Raw genomic sequence first — 16,131 nt, 5'->3', positions numbered from 1 at the left:
GTGCTTTTCCCCGCGCCACAACCCCGTGATTATCAGCAGCAGTTTCATGCATCCCGCCGTTTTGCGTTTTTTCTTCTCGCAACCATTTTGGGCAGGGAATCAAACGTGTTTTCCCCGTCGGTTTTCAGAATATGGTTCCGTACGGCTACTTCAACAAGCGTGGCTATGCTTCTGCCCGGGCGCACCGGAATGTTCGCAATCGGCAGTTCCACATCAAGGATTTTGATGGTTTTCGTCTCAAGTCCGAGCCGGTCGTATTCCCTTTTGCTGTCCCACAGCTCAATGTTGATTACCATGTCAATGGAGTGGCTCTCCATAACCGAGGTTCTGCCGAAAAGGTCTCCTATGTTCACGATGCCGATGCCCCTTATTTCCATCATGTGCCTGACCGTTTCCGGCGGCGCGCCAAGAAGGTGTGCGCCCACTCGTTTTATTTCAACGATGTCATCGGAAACGAATTTCCATCCGCGCTCAATAAGGTCAAGAGCGCATTCGCTTTTGCCCACGCCGCTTTTGCCCGTTATGAGCGTTCCGGTTCCGTGCACTACAACAAGCGTGGCGTGAAATGTGGTGAACGGGGCGAGCCGCCACTCAAGCAACTCTCCGAGTGTTGACATCAACGCTTCAAGCGGAATGTCGCTTTTGAAAACCGCGATTGATTTTTTATTCATCATGGATTTGAAGCGCGCGTTTATGTTTATGCCGTCCGACACGATAAAACACGGAATGCCCTGCCTCGCGAAGTCCCCGGCGAGGTTTTCGCGCTCTTTAGGCGACAGTTTTTCTATGTAGGCGCATTCGGTTTCGCCAAGCACATAGATGTGCCCTGAGTCAAGTTTCATGGGCTTTTCTGTCATTCTCAAGCCCGGCTTGCGAACCGGCGCGGCGGTTATGAAAGCGTCAAAACCCGCTTTGCCGGAAACCTTGCTCAGTTTGAGATGTGCAACCCATTTTTGGTTGAGTTCGCCTACGCTGACCTTTTTATCTTTTGCCATTCTTGTCATCTTCCTCAACAAGCGTTTCAAAGATGTCTTTTGTTGATTGTGCTTTGGTGAGCCGCTCACGCATTTCGCCGCTTTTGAGCGCGGAAGTGACTCTGGCGAGCAAATTGATGTATTCATCGGCGCGCGAATCGGACGCAATGATGACCATAAAAAGGTAGGTCGGGTTGCCGTCAAGCGAGCCGAAATCAACCCCTTGCACGCTTCTCGCAAACGCCGCAACCGGCTCGGAAAGCCCGTGCATTCTCAAATGCGGAACCGCAACTCCGTGGTCAAGGGCGGTGCTACAGATTTTCTCTCTTTCCAGCAGCATCTTAAGCAGCATGTCGGCGTTAAGAGAAGGGGAAAGGCGCGACACGGTTTCGGATATTTCTTTCAAAACGCCGTTTTTGTCGGTCGCTTGAAGAGATTCTATTATGGCGTCTTTTGTCAAAACATCGGTGATTTTCATTGTGTTTTCCGTTGCCACCGAGCGTTTTTTCAGGGGACTAGAACAATCACCCGTTTGTTTTTTTTGTACGCGACATTCAGTTCCCCGGTTTCGCTGTTTATGAACGCGACAAACTCTTTGCCCGACTTCGTAACCTGTAGCGTGGCTTCTTCAAGAAACATTGGTTTTGCCGCTACCTGCTGAATTTTCACTTCCACGGATGGCGGTTTGCTTTGCGGCGGCTCGGCGGTGGTGGAAGAGTTCCTGCGCCTTGAGGAGATTATTTTGTCGCCTTTGCGCCTGAGTTGCTTGGTAACGGCGTCCATTACGTTGTCTATGGAAGAGCTCAAATCGTCAGAGGTAACGCTTGCGGTTGCGGAAAGCCGTGTTCCCACGACTTTAATCTCCGCCGTGTGCCTGAGTTTTTCAGATGAGAGAACCGCGCTGATTGTCGCCTCCTCTCCCTGTTTGTACAGATACCTGCCCAGCCTTGGCAGTTTTGAAAGCATGTATCTTTTCATTTTTTTTGCGATTTCCCTGTCTTTAATGTGCCTTGTTGTTATTTTTATGTTCATTATTTATTACCTTCTCGTTGCCGGAAAACCCCAGGGTCTTGTTTCCACGCGCTTTTTTTCATAGTTTTCTATCAGGTCGCTCTCTTTCAAAGTTTGCGATATGTCATCAAGCCCTTCAAGAAGAGTTTTTTTTCTGAACGGGTCAATGTCAAACTCAAAACTAATTCCGTCTCCGGTAATTGACTGTTTTTCCAAATCAACCTCCAGACTGAAGCCCGGATTCGCCCTTACGGCTTCAAACAGAGAGTTCACCTGTTCGCGGTCAAGTTCAACGGGGAGAATGGAGTTTTTGAAGCAGTTGTTATAGAAAATGTCCGCGAAAGACGGCGCGATTACGACCCTGAATCCGAACTCTCTGATTGCCCACGGCGCGTGTTCGCGCGAGCTTCCACTTCCGAAATTGTCTTTCGTGATTAGCACTCCCGCGCCTTTGTAGCGCTCCATGTTCATCTCAAAATCCGGATTGAGCGTTTTTCCGTCTTCAAAAAATCTCCAATCGTAAAAAAGGAATTCGCCAAACCCGGTTCTTTCAATTCTTTTGAGAAACTGCTTGGGAATTATCTGGTCGGTGTCAACGTTTGAGCGGTCAAGCGGGGCGACTATCGTTTTTATTTTCGTGAATTTTTCCATTTAATCGCCCCACTCCCGGACGTCAACAAAATGACCTTCAATCGCCGCCGCCGCCGCCATAACGGGGCTTGCGAGATGTGTTCTGCCGCCTTTGCCCTGCCGCCCTTCAAAATTTCTGTTGGATGTGCTCGCACACCTTTCCCCGGGCGCAAGAATGTCGGGATTCATTCCCAGACACATACTGCACCCCGATTCACGCCATTCAAATCCCGCATCTTTGAGGATTTTGTCTATGCCCATCTCTTCAGCCTGTTTTTTCACCGATTGAGAGCCCGGAACAACCATCGCGCGCACGCCTTTCGCAACTTTTTTGCCTTTCACAATCTGCGCCACGGCGGTCAGGTCTTCTATGCGCGAGTTTGTGCATGAGCCCAGAAAAACCCTGTCAATTTTTATGTCCGTTATCGGCTTTCCGGCTTTGAGCCCCATGTATTCAAGCGCTTTTTCCATGTCGCCGCGCCGCACCGCATCATTTTCGTCCGCAGGGTTTGGAATCGGAGAGTTCACGTCAACCACCATTCCCGGATTTGTTCCCCACGTTACCTGCGGAGCAATTTCCCCGGCGTCCATTTTCAGACTTTTGTCAAAAACCGCATCTTCATCGGACGCGCACTGCTTCCATTCCTCAAGAGCCCGCTCAGAATGCTCATCCGCCGGCGAATAACGCCGCCCGCGCGTGTATTCAAAGGTTTTTTCGTCTGCCGCTATCATTCCCGCTTTCGCTCCGGCCTCAATTGACATGTTGCACACGGTCATTCTTTCTTCCATTGACAGGTCTGTTATGGCTTCGCCCGCGTATTCAACCGCGTATCCGGTTGCGCCTGCGGTTCCAATGCGCCCTATTATTGCCAGAATTATGTCTTTTGCCGTAACGCCGCATCCCCGCTTTCCCTCCACCCGTATTTCAAAGGTTTTGGGGCGGGTCTGGCGCAGGCACTGGGTTGCGAGAACATGCTCAACCTCGCTTGTTCCGATTCCGAAAGCGAGGGAGCCGAACGCGCCGTGAGTTGAAGTGTGGCTGTCGCCGCACACTATCGTCATTCCGGGCCTTGTGAGCCCCAGTTCGGGACCGATTACGTGGACAATCCCTTGAAGATCCTCATTTTCCGAGTGTGGCAGAATGTCAAAAAGATTAATACCGAAACGCCCGCAGTTTTTTCTCAAGGTCTCAATCTGGCGCGCGGAGATGTCGTCCTCTATGGGCTTGTCTCTCGCCGTTGTGGGCACGTTATGGTCCATTGTAGCGAATGTTAAATCCGGACGGCGAACTTTTCTGCCCTCCACAAGGAGCCCCTCAAACGCCTGAGGCGAGGTAACTTCGTGAACCATATGCAAATCTATGTAGAGAATATCCGGCCGGCCGTCTTTCCCCTCATTTACAAGGTGGGAATGCCAGATTTTTTCAAGAAGCGTTTTGCCCTTCATATATTTTCACGGCCCTCTTTAGTCTGGATTTTAACCGAGATTTGTTTGCCCGCAAACACCGCCTTTTTCCCCAGCTCCTCCTCAATTCTCAGCAGGCGGTTGTATTTTGCCGTTCTTTCGCCCCTGCACGGCGCGCCGGTTTTTATGCGTCCGCATCCCGTAGCGACCGCGATGTCCGCGATTGACGAGTCCTCCGTTTCCCCCGAACGGTGGGACACCATGCACGAATAGCCCGCTTTTCCGGCGGTCTTCATCGCGTCAAATGTTTCCGACAGTGTCCCTATCTGGTTGACTTTTATGAGAATTGAGTTTGCGGCTCCGAGTTTTATCCCTTTTTCAAGCCGCCGCCTGTTTGTAACGAAAAGGTCGTCTCCGACCAGTTGAACGGTCCCGCCGACCCGCTCCGTAATCTCCGTCCAGCCCTCCCAGTCATTTTCGTCCATCGGATCTTCAATGGAGATGAGAGGCCAGTTTTTCGTCCATTTTTCGTACATTTTGCCCATTTGCGCCGATGAAAGTTTTGCGCGCCCAATGTGGTATTTTCCGCCGGAAAAAAACTCGCTTGCCGCCGCATCCATGGCGAACGACACCTGCGTTCCGGTTTTATATCCGGCTTTTTCCGCCGCGCGCGCGATGAACTCCATCGCATGCTCGTTGGAGCGCAAATTCGGGGCGAAGCCGCCTTCGTCTCCGACGGCGGTGGGAAGCCCCTTTGATTTCAGCAGCGACTTGAGCGCGTGAAAGATCTCAACTCCCGCTCGCAGAGAGTCTGAAAAAGTTTTGAAACCGTGCGGAACAAGCATGAATTCCTGAATGTCCAAATTGTTGTCCGCGTGCGCTCCGCCATTGATTATGTTCATAAACGGCACCGGCAGAGACGGGCGCGCGGAGCCGTAGAGTCGCGCGAGATATTTGTAAAGAGGGGTTTTGCGCGACTGCGCCGCCGCGTGCGCCACGGCAAGCGAAACGCCGAGAATGGAGTTCGCTCCGATGCGTGATTTTGATTTCGTTCCGTCTTTTTCAATCATTTTTGCGTCAATTTTTTTCTGGTCGCTCGCGTCCATTCCCCGAATCGCGCGCTCAAGAGTCCGGTTTGAGTTCTCAACCGCTTTGAGAACGCCTTTGCCTCCGTATCTTTTCTTTGCCAGGTCCCTGAGTTCCCGCGCCTCAAACTTTCCCGTTGACGCTCCGGATGGCACTGAAGCCCTTCCGAGCGTGCCGTCAGAGCACACAACATCGGTCTCAACAGTCGGATTTCCGCGCGAGTCCAGAATTTCCCTCGCTTTTACGCTTTTGATTTTTGCCATCTGTCTCCTCTCCGGGCGGTAATTTTCCGCCATTATATCCTATTCGCCCGACCCGGTTTTGCCCGTGATTTCCACAATCACCGAGTTTGCCACGATAAAGCCCTTTTCGGTGATTTTAACCGCGCCGTTTTCGCGGCGGACAAAACCGCCGTTTTCAAGTTTTTCAAGAGCGCGCCCGTCAGCCCGGACACCAAACCGCTTCTCCGCGCCCGCCAGGTCCATTCCGCCCGCGAGCCGAAGCCCCATCATCACGCAATCGCAAAATCCGGTTTCAGCGTCCAAAGCCCGCCTCGGCGCGGTTTTGCCCCGCGCGGTCTGTTCCATATATTTGCGGGGATTTCGCGGGTTTGCCCACCTGAGCCCGAAAGGCGCATCCGGGACTGTCATGTGAGAATGTGCCCCCGCGCCGAGTCCCATGTAATCTCCCGAACGCCAGTAGTTTATGTTGTGTCGGCAATGCGCGTCCGGCGCGGCAAAACTTGAGATTTCGTAGCGCTCCATCGCACTCAAACACCCGGCGGCAATTTCAATCATTTGCGCGCAATCCTCATCCGAAGGTGTTTTAAGCCGCCCTTTTTTTGCCAGAGCGTAAAATTGCGTTCCCCTTTCAATCTCAAGCCCGTAAACCGATATGTGAGACACTCCGGTCGCGGCGGCGGTTTTGATGTCTCCCTCAAACGCTTGCGGAGTTTCCCCGGGCGCACCGGCTATGATGTCCGCGCTTATGTTTTGAAAACCGGCTGATTGCGCGTTTTTAAACGCTTCAAAACACAGCCGCGCCTCGTGCGCCCTCCCGAGATTTTTGAGTTTTTCAGACGAGAATGACTGTGCCCCGATGCTCAAACGGTTTATTCCCGCCGTGGAAAATCCGCGCATTTTTTCGCGTCCGCACGACACGGGATGAGCTTCAAGCGATATTTCCGCGGAGTTTGAGATTTCAAACTCTCCCGCGAGAAACTCCAATACGCCGCCCACCGCCCGCTCGGAGAAAAGGGACGGTGTTCCGCCTCCCATAAACACGGTCTCAACCGCGTAGCGAGAGCGCAGTTCGGGCATTTCCGAGACAAGGGCTTTCAGTTCGCCGCGCACCGCGCGCGTATAGGTGTTTTCGTCAAAATCCTTTTCCTCCCAGGCGTTCAGATTGCAGAAAGGGCACTTGATTTCGCAGTAGGGGAAGTGGATATAGATTGAAAGTGGTTTTTTCATCCGGCAATAAATCTAACAGCATCAGATTTTTTTGCGTGCGCTGTGCGCGGCTTTGTTTTGTGAACGGCGGCTAATCTTGTGTTATAATTGAGGAAATTTTCATTGAAGTCCGCCGTTTGCGGGCTCTCCACGGAACAATGCGCTTTTCGCCCTCTATCAGCAGGTTTGTATTACCGCAGGTGGCGCGTTTTCGCGCGCTTTGCGTTTTTTTGCTCCTCCTTGTCTGCGCGCCGGTCGCGGGTGCGGAAAAAACCCTTTCGCTTGCCGAAGCGGAGCGCATGGCGGTCAGGCAGAGTCTTGAAGTGCGGCTCGCGGGAGCCGATGTCAGAATACGCCGGGGCATACGCAGGGAAGTCTCCGGCGCTTACTATCCGCAAGTTCGCTCCCGGGTTATTGCGCCTTTTATCGGGCGTGAATCGGGATTTTTCGCCGACCAGATAATCTGGGATTTCGGGCGCACGAGAAACCGCGTCAAATCAAGCGGCAATCTTGTTTCCTCGGCCGAGTATTCAAAGAAAAACGCCGAAAATGAGGCGGTAACCCGCGCACGCAAGGCCTTTTACGCGGTTATTCTTAACGAGGCGCGTCTTATATATGCCGAAAAAGACCGTCTGTACGCGGGAATGAGACTTGAAAAAACCATGATTCTCGCCAAGAACGGGCGTATATCTCCGCTTGAATTAGCGCAGCAGGAATCCGATGAGAAGAAAATAATTTTTGAACTGAACGGCGCGCAAAATCGGGTTGAAAGCGCGCGGTTTGAGTTTTTTCAGTTGCTCGGAATTGAGAACGCTGAAGACATCACGCTTGTGCCCCCGCAGGATTCGGAAGAGATTTTGCCGCCCGCAAAAGAGATTGTTCCTGAGATTTTCAAAGACAATCCCACTCTCCTGGCTCTCTCCGAGCAGTTGAAAAGCGACAAGGCGAAAATCGCCGGCGCAAAGGCGGAGTTTCTGCCGATTCTCTACGGAAGGGTTGCTTACAGGTTCAAAGGGGACGGCGCGGAAACGCCGGCTTTTATTGCGGGAGCGGGAGCGACAATACCGATTTTTCAGGGGTTTTCCCGTTTCGGCGCGCTGGACAAAAACCGCGCCGCGCGAGAGAGAACGGAGATAAAAATCGCGCTTGAGAAACAGCGTCTTGAACGGGCGGTGAAGCGGCTGTTGCTGGATATTCTGCATGCCGATGAGGACATAGAGCTCAGCAGAAGAGTTCTCGGCACGGCGGAAAAGAAACTTATTCTCGCGCGAGAGAAGGCGGGGCTGGGCGCGGCTTCAAAACTGGATCTTGTTTTCTCGGAAAAAGAATATGCAAAATTTTACCTCAAATACGAAGAATCTTTGTATAATAAAAGGATGTTGCTGGCTGATTTGAAATTTTTTGCAGGCTCAGTCACCGCTGAAGAAGGGGGAACGGAGGTCGAAAAGTGAGTGGAACAAGGAAAATTTTTAATGCGTTAGGCGGTTTGAGCACCAGACTGCGCGGCGTACTTATTGTCGTGCTCATTGCGGGCGCGTGGGTGCTTACGCTTGAAGATAACTCGGTTCAATACAAAACCGATTCTGTTTCGATGGGAAGCGTAATTTCCACCATTACTTCGGTCGGAACGCTGAAACATTTTGAGGAAGCGGAGATATACAGTTCCATACCGGGCACGGTTACCGAAGTTTTGAAGCAACAGAGCGACACGGTTTCCGAAGACGATGTTCTTATCCGTCTTGATGCGACTACCCTTAAATCGCGCTATGAGAAAGCACGCACGGAACTTGAGACAAAAGAGGCGGATTTTAAATACCAGTCAGAGCTTTACGATAAACAGCTCAGTTCCGCAAACGATTACAATAAAGCAAAAATAGCGATGGAGCAGGCAAAGGCGGAGTTTTCCGAAGCGACCAGAAATTTCAAAGCCACCGAGATAAAATCTCCCATTGACGGAACCGTTATTTACCGCGCCATTGAGGTTGGGCGCTCATTTGACAACACAGGCGGAATGCTTATGAAAATCGCCGGAAAAGCCGACATAATGAGGCTTCTTATCCGTATCGGTGAGGCGGACATCGGGCGCGTTTCCGAAGGGCAGTTTGTGCACTTTACGGTTTCGGCGTTCAAGAATCAGTCTTTCACAGGCGAAATTTTTTCCGTGTCCGAATCTCCACTTGAAGGTGATGGCGCCGTTGCTTACGAGGTTGTGGCGCGAGTTGAGAACCCCGAACACATTCTTAAATCCGGAATGACGGCGGACATTACAGTAAAAACCGCACAGGTGGACGAGGTTTTGCGCGTGCCGACCGCCGCTCTGCGTTTTCTTCCGCCGGACGGTTCCGCGCACGCTTCAAGTTCCGCAGTGTGGATTAAAACCCTTGCGGGAAAATTCAAGCGTGTGCCCGTAACAGTTGGAGAGAGCAACGAAGTGTTCACCGAGATTAAAACCGGAGAAATATCCGAGGGGGACATAATCGCGGTGGGAACAGTTGTTAAGACAGACGAAGATTCCGGGGGTATGACCCTTCCCCAGCCGAAACGTTTCTGATTAGTTTCCGCCGTGTCGCCCAACGAAAACTCCATCATCTCGCTTTGCGGAATTGAAAAGACCTACCAGTCCGGCGACACCTCCGTGCACGCTTTGCGCGATATTTCCCTTGATATTTTTCCGGGAGACCTTGTCGCGATTGTGGGATCTTCCGGGTCGGGCAAAAGCACGCTTATGAACATTCTGGGGCTTTTGGACACTCAGGATTCCGGCTCCTACTTTTTTGAGGGGCGGGAAATTTCGGCGCTTTCGGCGGACAGTCTTTCCGAACTGAGGCGCAAGCGCATCGGGTTTGTTTTTCAGAGTTTCAACCTGCTTCCGCGCTTGAGCGCGCATGAAAACGTGGAGATACCGCTGATATACGGAGGCGCGGTGGCGGGGGAGAGGAAAAGGCGGGCTTCGGAAATGCTTGAGTCAGTCGGGCTTTCGGACAGGGAAAACCACATGCCTTCGCAACTCTCCGGCGGACAGCAGCAGAGGGTCGCCATAGCACGTGCGCTGTGCACAAATCCGGCGGTAATTCTCGCCGATGAGCCGACCGGCAACCTTGATAGCAAGAACACGGACGAGATTATGAACCTTCTTAAGCAGGTGAACGCTTCGGGCACAACCATTGTGATGATTACGCACGAAAAGGAAGTCGCGGACTGCTGCCGCAGGGTTGTTACGATGAAAGACGGCACGACCGTGTGAGGCGCGGTTTTATCCAATTTATGAAGACCCCACACATATTTATAGACAAAAAGGGCAGATGGTTTCAGGACGGGATTCAGATAACTCACAGGTGGACCTATCTTGAAAACAACCGCAATCTCCGCCGCGCACAGGGGGGCGGGTTTGAAGTTGCCGAGGGAAAGGTCTCCATTTCCGTTGAGGTGGAGGACACGCCTTTTGTTATTGTTTCCGCCCGGTTGACCGAAAAAGGGCTTGAGGTGATTGTTAACGATGAAACTTCGGAGATGCTCACCGAAGACGCGGATTTGCGCGTGAATGCGGACAACATTCCATATGCTTTCATAAAAAACGGGGAGTTTGAGGCGCGTTTTCTGAGCCCCGCATATTATGCCATAGCATCCGCCGCAGAGCCTCTGCCCGAAGGCGGGTTTGTTATTAAGTCACAAGGGAAAAAATACAGGTTTTCGCCCAAAACCGCGCAGTAAAGCGCATTTCTCTTTGCGAATAGACCCTTTGCGAGTAGACCCTTTGCGAATAGACCCTTTGCGGATAAACTCAACCTTCCATCGGAGATTTTCTTGAAAGTAGGAATTATAGGAACCGGATACGTCGGGCTTGTTACGGGCGCGTGCCTTGCGGACAGTGGAAACTCCGTTGTCTGCGCAGACATTGACGCCGCGAAAATCGCGTCTCTTAAAAAAGGTAACGTGCCGTTTTATGAGCCTAACCTTGAGGGCGTTGTCGCGAAAAACGTCAAAGACGGACGGCTCGTTTTTTCAAGCGAGCCTGAGCAAGCGGTTTTAGCGTCTGATACTGTTTTTATCGCCGTGGGAACGCCGCAGTCTGGAAACGGCGAGCCGGATTTGGGCGGCGTTTTTGATGTCGCACGGATGATTGGCCCGGCCTGCAAGGGCGATTATAAACTGATTGTTACAAAAAGCACCGTTCCGCCGGGCACAACGGAGAAAGTGAGGGGAATTGCGCTTGAAAACGGCGGAAAAAACTTTGATGTGGCGTCCAACCCCGAATTTTTGAAAGAGGGTTCCGCAGTGAAGGACTTTATGAGTCCGGACAGAATTGTTATCGGCACGGACAGCGAGAAAGCTGAAAGCATTTTACGCCGGCTCTATTCACCGTATATGAGGCGCGGCGAGCGGTTGATTTCCATCTCAATCCGCTCGGCGGAGGTTGCCAAATACGCCTCAAACGCGATGCTCGCGACCCGCATATCTTTTATGAACGAGATGGCGGTTTTTTGCGAAAAGATGGGCGCGAGCGTCTCCGAAGTGCGCTCGGTTATGGCGGCTGATGAGAGAATCGGCGACAAGTTTCTCTACCCCGGAGTTGGATATGGCGGCTCGTGCCTGCCAAAAGACGTGAAAGCGGTCATCGGCGCCGCGCGCGAGTGGGGATTTGGTATGAGAATCTGCTCGGCTGTTGATGAGGTCAACACTCTTCAGCGCGAGATTTTTCTGAACAAACTGAAAAGCCAGTTTCCCGACGGGCTCGGCGGCGCGAAAATCGCTTTCTGGGGAGTGTCTTTTAAGCCCAACACCGATGACATCAGGGAGTCTCCGGCGATTCACATTATGAATAAGGTTTTGAGCGAAGGCGCCGAAGTAAGCGCTCATGACCCCGTGGCTTTTGACGGCGCGGCGAAGGATTTCATTCCCTCCGGTGTCAAAAGGGCGCGGGGTCCATACGAGGCGTGCGAGGGGGCGGATGCGCTTTTTATAAGCACGGAATGGAACGAATACAGGCAACCGGATTTGGGCAGGCTTCTTTCCATTATGAAATCCCCCGTTATTGTTGACGGAAGGAGTATCTATTCGCCGGCGGAGATGAAGAAGATGGGCTTCAGGTATTTCTGTCTTGGCGAGGCGTGAAAAATGGATTTTGTTGTAACCGGTTGTGCGGGATTTGTCGGCGCGCGCGTGTGCGAGATGCTGCTTGAAAGGGGAGACGGGGTTGCCGGAATGGACAATCTGAACGACGCCTACGACCCCGCGCTGAAAGAAAAACGGCTTCAAGCCCTTTCCTCATCGGACAGGTTTATGTTTAAAAAGACCGACATCGCGGACTCAGGCGCGGTCGCGAATTTTTTCGCGGCGGAGATGAGCGATTTTTCGCCCAAAGCGGTAATCAACCTCGCCGCGCGCGCGGGGGTGAGAAAAAGCGCGGAGATTCCGGCGGAGTATTACAAAACAAACGTGCTCGGCACCCTCAATCTGCTTGAGGCGTGCAGGGAAAACGGCATGGAAAAGTTTGTGTTCATCTCGTCTTCAAGCGTTTACGGAGATGGAGAACTGCCTCTCACCGAAGCCGTTTCGGAGACCGACAAGCCGCTTTCCCCCTACGCCGCTTCAAAGTCTGCCGGCGAAGGGCTTTGCCACTCATATCACAAACTTTTCGGGATTGACGTTTCCGCTCTCAGGTATTTCACGGTTTACGGTCCCGCAGGGCGTCCCGACATGAGCGTGTTTCGGTTTGTGCGGGCGGTTGCCGAAGGAGAGGAGATTGTTCTCTACGGAGACGGAACTCAGAGCAGGGATTTTACGTTTGTTGATGATGCCGCGCGCGCGACACTGCTTTCGCTGAAAAATGTGGGCTTTGAGCAAATCAACATAGCGGGCGGCAACGTGGTTTCGCTGAACGAAATCATCGCGCTCATAGAGGACGGGCTCGGCAAAAAGGCGGTTGTCAGAAAAAAGCCGATGAACCCCGCAGACTCAAAAGCCACTGCGGCGGATATTTCAAAGGCGGAAAAAATTCTCGGCTGGGAGCCGCAAACTGACATTAAAAAAGGCGTAAAATCCTGTATTGACTGGTATCTTGAAAACAGGGAGTGGGCAAGCAAACTTGAAATGCCCGCAGTTTGATATTATTTTGGAGACTTGCAAATGGCTAAATCACTTGTAATTGTGGAATCGCCCGCGAAGGCGAAAACGATAAAAAGATACCTCGGCGCGGAATACGATGTTGAGGCGTCCGTGGGTCATATTGTTGACCTTTCGGACAAAACCCACGGCAAGCTCGGTGTTGATTTGGACAACGGGTTCAAGCCCGATTACGAAGTTATCAAAGGCAAAGGCAAAGTGCTTGACTCTTTGCGCAAATCCGCCAGAGGCAAGGACACGGTCTATCTCGCCACCGACCCCGACAGAGAGGGCGAGGCGATTGCGTGGCACATCGCTCAGCAACTGAAACTGGGTGACAGAGCGCGCCGCGTTCTGATACGCGAGATAACAAAAGAGGGCGTTCTTGAAACTTTCCGGCAGACCGAACAGGTAAATCAGTCAAAGTTTGAAGCGCAACAGGCGCGGCGCATACTGGACAGAATCGTTGGCTACAAGGTGAGCCCTCTGCTGTGGAAAAAAATCGGCGGCGCGCTCAGTGCGGGAAGGGTTCAGAGTATCGCGCTCAATTTTGTCGTAAAACGCGAGCGTGAAATTGAGGCGTTTGATCCGGTTGAATACTGGAAAATTGAGGCGCGTCTGCTTACGGAAAAAGGCGATTCTTTCAGCGCCGGTCTGCGCAGTTTTCGCGGTTCGGAAGACGAAATCGCGGGCGAGGAAGAGGCGCTTGAAATTGTCGCCGCCATTGAAAATGAGCGGTTTATTATCTCATCGGTTCAAAGAAAAAAGGTCAATCTCAAACCTCCGTCTCCGTTCATAACCAGCACTTTGCAACGCGAAGCGTCAACAAAACTTGGCTTTTCCGTGAAGAAAACGATGAATCTGGCGCAACGGCTTTATGAGGGCATTGAAATCGGCTCCGAAGGTCCCGTGGGGCTCATAACCTACATGAGAACCGATTCGGTGCGTCTTTCGCCACGTGCGGTTGATGAGGCGCGCGATTTTATAAAAGAGAAATACGGCGAGGAATTTGTCCCCTCAAAACCCAATATTCAAAAGGTCAGCAAGGACGCGCAGGATGCGCACGAAGCGATAAGGGTTACCTCGGTTTTCAGAACCCCCGAAGAGATGGCAAAGTTCCTTGAAAAGGATCAGTTGCGACTCTATGAGTTGATTTGGAAACGTGTTGCCGCGAGCCAGATGTCCGCCGCGGTTGATGAAAAAACGACCGCAGACATCAACGCGGGAGACGCGGTTTTCAGAGCCACCGGAACGGTTCAGGTGTTTGCGGGCTGGAGAGCTGCCGCGCCGCCGCCGGAGAAAAAAGGCGAGGACGAGGCAATTCTTCCGGCTCTGAATGAGGGCGAGGAGTTGAAGAGCGAAGGAATTGTTCCAACTCAGCACTTCACCAAGCCGCCGCCCAGATACAACGAAGCGTCTCTTGTTAAAGAGCTTGAGAAAAAAGGCATCGGGCGCCCTTCAACCTACGCTTCAATTCTCTCCACAATTCAGGACAGGGAGTATGTCAACCAGGAAAAGAAAGCGCTTTTCCCGACTCCGCTCGGCTTTGCCGTCAACGATTATCTTGTGAAGGCTTTTCCCGACATCATGGATGAAAAATTCACCGCGAGTGTGGAGGAGCGGCTGGACAAAATTGAGCGGGGCAGCGAAAAATGGGACGAACTGTTGCGCGATTTCTATCTTGACGAGGAATCGGGTTTAAAGAAGAGGGTTGAGACCGCCGAAAAAGCCGAGAATGAGGTTGAGGAAACCGACATCGCGTGCGACAAATGCGGCAAACCGATGGTGGTAAAAAACCGCCGCCGCGGCGGCGGAGAGTTTCTTTCCTGTTCCGACTATCCCGAATGCAAAAACGCTTCGGATTTTGAAAGGGACGGAGATAAAATTGTAATCAAAGAGACCGAACCCCCTGAAGATATCGGAGTCGTGTGCGAAAAATGTGGTGAGCCGATGGTGATACGCAAACGCAAACGTGACGGCGTGGAGTTTCTCTCGTGTTCGGGCTATCCCGCATGCAAAAATGCTTCAAATTTTGAAAGGGACGGGGATAAAATAGTTGTTCAACAGACTGTGCCGCCTGAAGACGCCGGAGTCGCGTGCGAAAAATGCGATAAGCCGATGGTGATACGCAAACGCCGCCGTGACGGCGTGGAGTTTCTTGCGTGTTCGGGCTACCCGAAATGCAGAAATGCTTCGGATTTTGAGCGTCTTGAAAATGGCGAAATCAAACCCATTGAAAGGAAGAAATCAGATTCCGCGCAAAAAGCCTGAAACGGTTTACACAAAAGATTTTATTGAAGCCGCGAGAAAGTTGGAAGCAAACCTCGTGCGCGCGCTGAAAAACGGAGTCTCTTATATTGCGGCCTTTTCAGGGAAATACGAAGAAAATGTGCACAATGCTTTCAGTCAGTCGCTTACTCACTCCCCTCCCGCGGAAAACAAAGAACTGAAATCTGCGAGAAATTTGTTCAACGGTTTTGACGCTCTTGCCGATTCGGAAAAAATCGAAGTCATACGCAAAGCCGTAAAACACATACGCGCGGTTACCTCCCGTTTTGGCGACATTGAGCCCGCAAAATCCACCTCAAAGCCGGTAGCGCAAAGCCTTTCCAGTCCCGCCGGGGCAATCAAGGGGGTCGGCTCTTCGGTTTCCGCTTTTCTCGCGAAAAAAAATGTCCATACGGTCAGGGATGCGCTTTTTTATTTCCCTTCCAGATACGAAGACAGACGCGATGTGAAAGGGGTTTCACAAGCCGTGCCAAACAGCTGGCAGACGGTTGCGGGCAGGGTGGAGTCGGCGGGCAGGACGCGCCCCGGAGCGCGGGCGCAGTTTTGTGTTGTGCTCAAAGACGGCGCCGCGGCTCTCGAACTCGTGTGGTTCAATTTTGATGAGCGGTATATGAAGGGCAGGTACAGGGAAGGAAAACTTGTTTTCGTGAGCGGCGATGTTCGTATTGACCCGCGCAGAAAAACTTTGCAGATACTTCATCCGCAGCCCGACAGAATTGAAGTTCTTGACAAAGCCGATGAAGCGGCGGACAGCATTCATATCAACCGCGTAACGCCCGTTTATTCGCTGACCGAGGGGCTCACCCAGCGGCGCACTCGCGCGATTATGCATAACGCCCTTGACCACCGCGAGATGCTTGCGGGCGTTCTGCCGGACGGTCTCGGGAGGGATTTGGAGCCGCTTGACGAGGCGGTGGCGGAGATGCATTTTCCAGAAAAATGCGGCATATGCCCGGATTTTTCGCGAGCCGCATGGGAAGAGGGCTCGCGCGACAGGGATTTACCCGCCCCGAAGACGGTGGCTTTTTTCGAGTTTTTTCTTTTGCAACTCGCTTTCGGGATAGGCAAAAACAAGCGCGAAGGCGCGGGCGGTATATCATTCGCGCCCGCAGGCGACATATCGCGCCGGTTAGTCAAAGCCCTGCCTTTCAAACTGACCGCCGCGCAGGAAAAGGCGTTCTCTCTGA

15 protein-coding genes are annotated in these 16,131 nt (G+C 52.3%); 8 read left to right on the top strand and 7 right to left on the bottom strand.

From position 1 onward, the window contains the following. Positions 1 to 44 precede the first annotated feature (44 nt). Genes hprK through hemW form a run of 7 tightly spaced genes read right to left on the bottom strand, consistent with a single transcriptional unit; the run spans position 45 to position 6,574 of the window. On the bottom strand, positions 45 to 995 hold the full coding sequence (gene hprK / locus ACY430_RS06200) for an HPr(Ser) kinase/phosphatase (RefSeq protein ID WP_462138023.1): 951 nt from the start codon (positions 993 to 995) through the stop codon (positions 45 to 47). Next, positions 982 to 1,452 (bottom strand): PTS sugar transporter subunit IIA, encoded by a 471-nt coding sequence (locus tag ACY430_RS06195; protein WP_462138022.1) that lies wholly within the window; start codon positions 1,450 to 1,452, stop codon positions 982 to 984. The genes hprK and ACY430_RS06195 overlap by 14 nt, the downstream gene beginning before the upstream one ends. 29 nt (positions 1,453 to 1,481) lie before the next feature. Beyond that, positions 1,482 to 2,006: a ribosome hibernation-promoting factor, HPF/YfiA family gene (gene hpf, locus ACY430_RS06190; protein ID WP_462138021.1), complete on the bottom strand. Its 525-nt coding sequence runs from the start codon at positions 2,004 to 2,006 to the stop codon at positions 1,482 to 1,484. Positions 2,007 to 2,012: 6 nt separating this feature from the next. Next, positions 2,013 to 2,636 carry a 3-isopropylmalate dehydratase small subunit gene (gene leuD, locus ACY430_RS06185; RefSeq protein ID WP_462138020.1) on the bottom strand — a complete coding sequence of 208 codons (624 nt, stop codon included), beginning with the start codon at positions 2,634 to 2,636 and terminating at the stop codon, positions 2,013 to 2,015. Further along, positions 2,637 to 4,061 carry a 3-isopropylmalate dehydratase large subunit gene (gene leuC, locus ACY430_RS06180; RefSeq protein ID WP_462138019.1) on the bottom strand — a complete coding sequence of 475 codons (1,425 nt, stop codon included), beginning with the start codon at positions 4,059 to 4,061 and terminating at the stop codon, positions 2,637 to 2,639. After that, a complete protein-coding gene (gene eno / locus ACY430_RS06175; RefSeq protein WP_462138018.1) occupies positions 4,058 to 5,368 on the bottom strand; it encodes a phosphopyruvate hydratase in 1,311 nt (436 codons plus the stop codon). The genes leuC and eno overlap by 4 nt, the downstream gene beginning before the upstream one ends. 39 nt (positions 5,369 to 5,407) lie before the next feature. After that, positions 5,408 to 6,574 carry a radical SAM family heme chaperone HemW gene (hemW, locus tag ACY430_RS06170; protein ID WP_462138017.1) on the bottom strand — a complete coding sequence of 389 codons (1,167 nt, stop codon included), beginning with the start codon at positions 6,572 to 6,574 and terminating at the stop codon, positions 5,408 to 5,410. Between the two features lie 179 nt (positions 6,575 to 6,753). Here hemW and ACY430_RS06165 point away from each other — a divergent pair, with 179 nt between their 5' ends. From ACY430_RS06165 to ACY430_RS06130, 8 genes are all read left to right on the top strand, one after another. Continuing rightward, a complete protein-coding gene (locus ACY430_RS06165; protein ID WP_462138016.1) occupies positions 6,754 to 8,004 on the top strand; it encodes a TolC family protein in 1,251 nt (416 codons plus the stop codon). A 35-nt stretch (positions 8,005 to 8,039) separates the two neighbouring features. Further along, on the top strand, positions 8,040 to 9,104 hold the full coding sequence (locus ACY430_RS06160; RefSeq protein WP_462138015.1) for an efflux RND transporter periplasmic adaptor subunit: 1,065 nt from the start codon (positions 8,040 to 8,042) through the stop codon (positions 9,102 to 9,104). A gap of 33 nt (positions 9,105 to 9,137) precedes the next feature. Next, positions 9,138 to 9,797: an ABC transporter ATP-binding protein gene (locus ACY430_RS06155; protein WP_462138024.1), complete on the top strand. Its 660-nt coding sequence runs from the start codon at positions 9,138 to 9,140 to the stop codon at positions 9,795 to 9,797. 20 nt (positions 9,798 to 9,817) lie between these two features. Continuing rightward, on the top strand, positions 9,818 to 10,264 hold the full coding sequence (locus ACY430_RS06150) for a hypothetical protein (RefSeq protein WP_462138014.1): 447 nt from the start codon (positions 9,818 to 9,820) through the stop codon (positions 10,262 to 10,264). Between the two features lie 93 nt (positions 10,265 to 10,357). Beyond that, entirely contained in the window at positions 10,358 to 11,665 is a 1,308-nt protein-coding gene (locus ACY430_RS06145) for a UDP-glucose dehydrogenase family protein (protein ID WP_462138013.1), read from the top strand. A 3-nt stretch (positions 11,666 to 11,668) separates the two neighbouring features. Further along, the gene (locus ACY430_RS06140) at positions 11,669 to 12,658 is read left to right on the top strand and encodes an SDR family NAD(P)-dependent oxidoreductase (protein ID WP_462138012.1); all 990 of its coding nucleotides are present in this window, start codon (positions 11,669 to 11,671) and stop codon (positions 12,656 to 12,658) included. Between the two features lie 21 nt (positions 12,659 to 12,679). Continuing rightward, positions 12,680 to 14,926, top strand: coding sequence for a type I DNA topoisomerase (gene topA / locus ACY430_RS06135; protein WP_462138011.1), 2,247 nt, complete (start codon positions 12,680 to 12,682; stop codon positions 14,924 to 14,926). Then, positions 14,871 to 16,131 (top strand): OB-fold nucleic acid binding domain-containing protein (locus ACY430_RS06130; RefSeq protein ID WP_462138010.1); only part of this gene is annotated, 1,261 nt, incomplete at its 3' end. The genes topA and ACY430_RS06130, both read left to right, overlap by 56 nt.

It is taken from the genome of Candidatus Mycalebacterium sp., from assembly GCF_977828045.1.
This window is presented reverse-complemented; position numbering and strand designations above follow the sequence as displayed.

Coding starts and splice junctions, on each gene's coding strand:
- leuC (WP_462138019.1), bottom strand. CDS start 4,061: ATGAAGGGCAAAACGCTTCTTGAAAAAATCTGGCATTCCCACCTTGTA.
- leuD (WP_462138020.1), bottom strand. CDS start 2,636: ATGGAAAAATTCACGAAAATAAAAACGATAGTCGCCCCGCTTGACCGC.
- eno (WP_462138018.1), bottom strand. CDS start 5,368: ATGGCAAAAATCAAAAGCGTAAAAGCGAGGGAAATTCTGGACTCGCGC.
- ACY430_RS06140 (WP_462138012.1), top strand. CDS start 11,669: ATGGATTTTGTTGTAACCGGTTGTGCGGGATTTGTCGGCGCGCGCGTG.
- hpf (WP_462138021.1), bottom strand. CDS start 2,006: ATGAACATAAAAATAACAACAAGGCACATTAAAGACAGGGAAATCGCA.
- hprK (WP_462138023.1), bottom strand. CDS start 995: ATGGCAAAAGATAAAAAGGTCAGCGTAGGCGAACTCAACCAAAAATGG.
- ACY430_RS06150 (WP_462138014.1), top strand. CDS start 9,818: ATGAAGACCCCACACATATTTATAGACAAAAAGGGCAGATGGTTTCAG.
- hemW (WP_462138017.1), bottom strand. CDS start 6,574: ATGAAAAAACCACTTTCAATCTATATCCACTTCCCCTACTGCGAAATC.
- topA (WP_462138011.1), top strand. CDS start 12,680: ATGGCTAAATCACTTGTAATTGTGGAATCGCCCGCGAAGGCGAAAACG.
- ACY430_RS06195 (WP_462138022.1), bottom strand. CDS start 1,452: ATGAAAATCACCGATGTTTTGACAAAAGACGCCATAATAGAATCTCTT.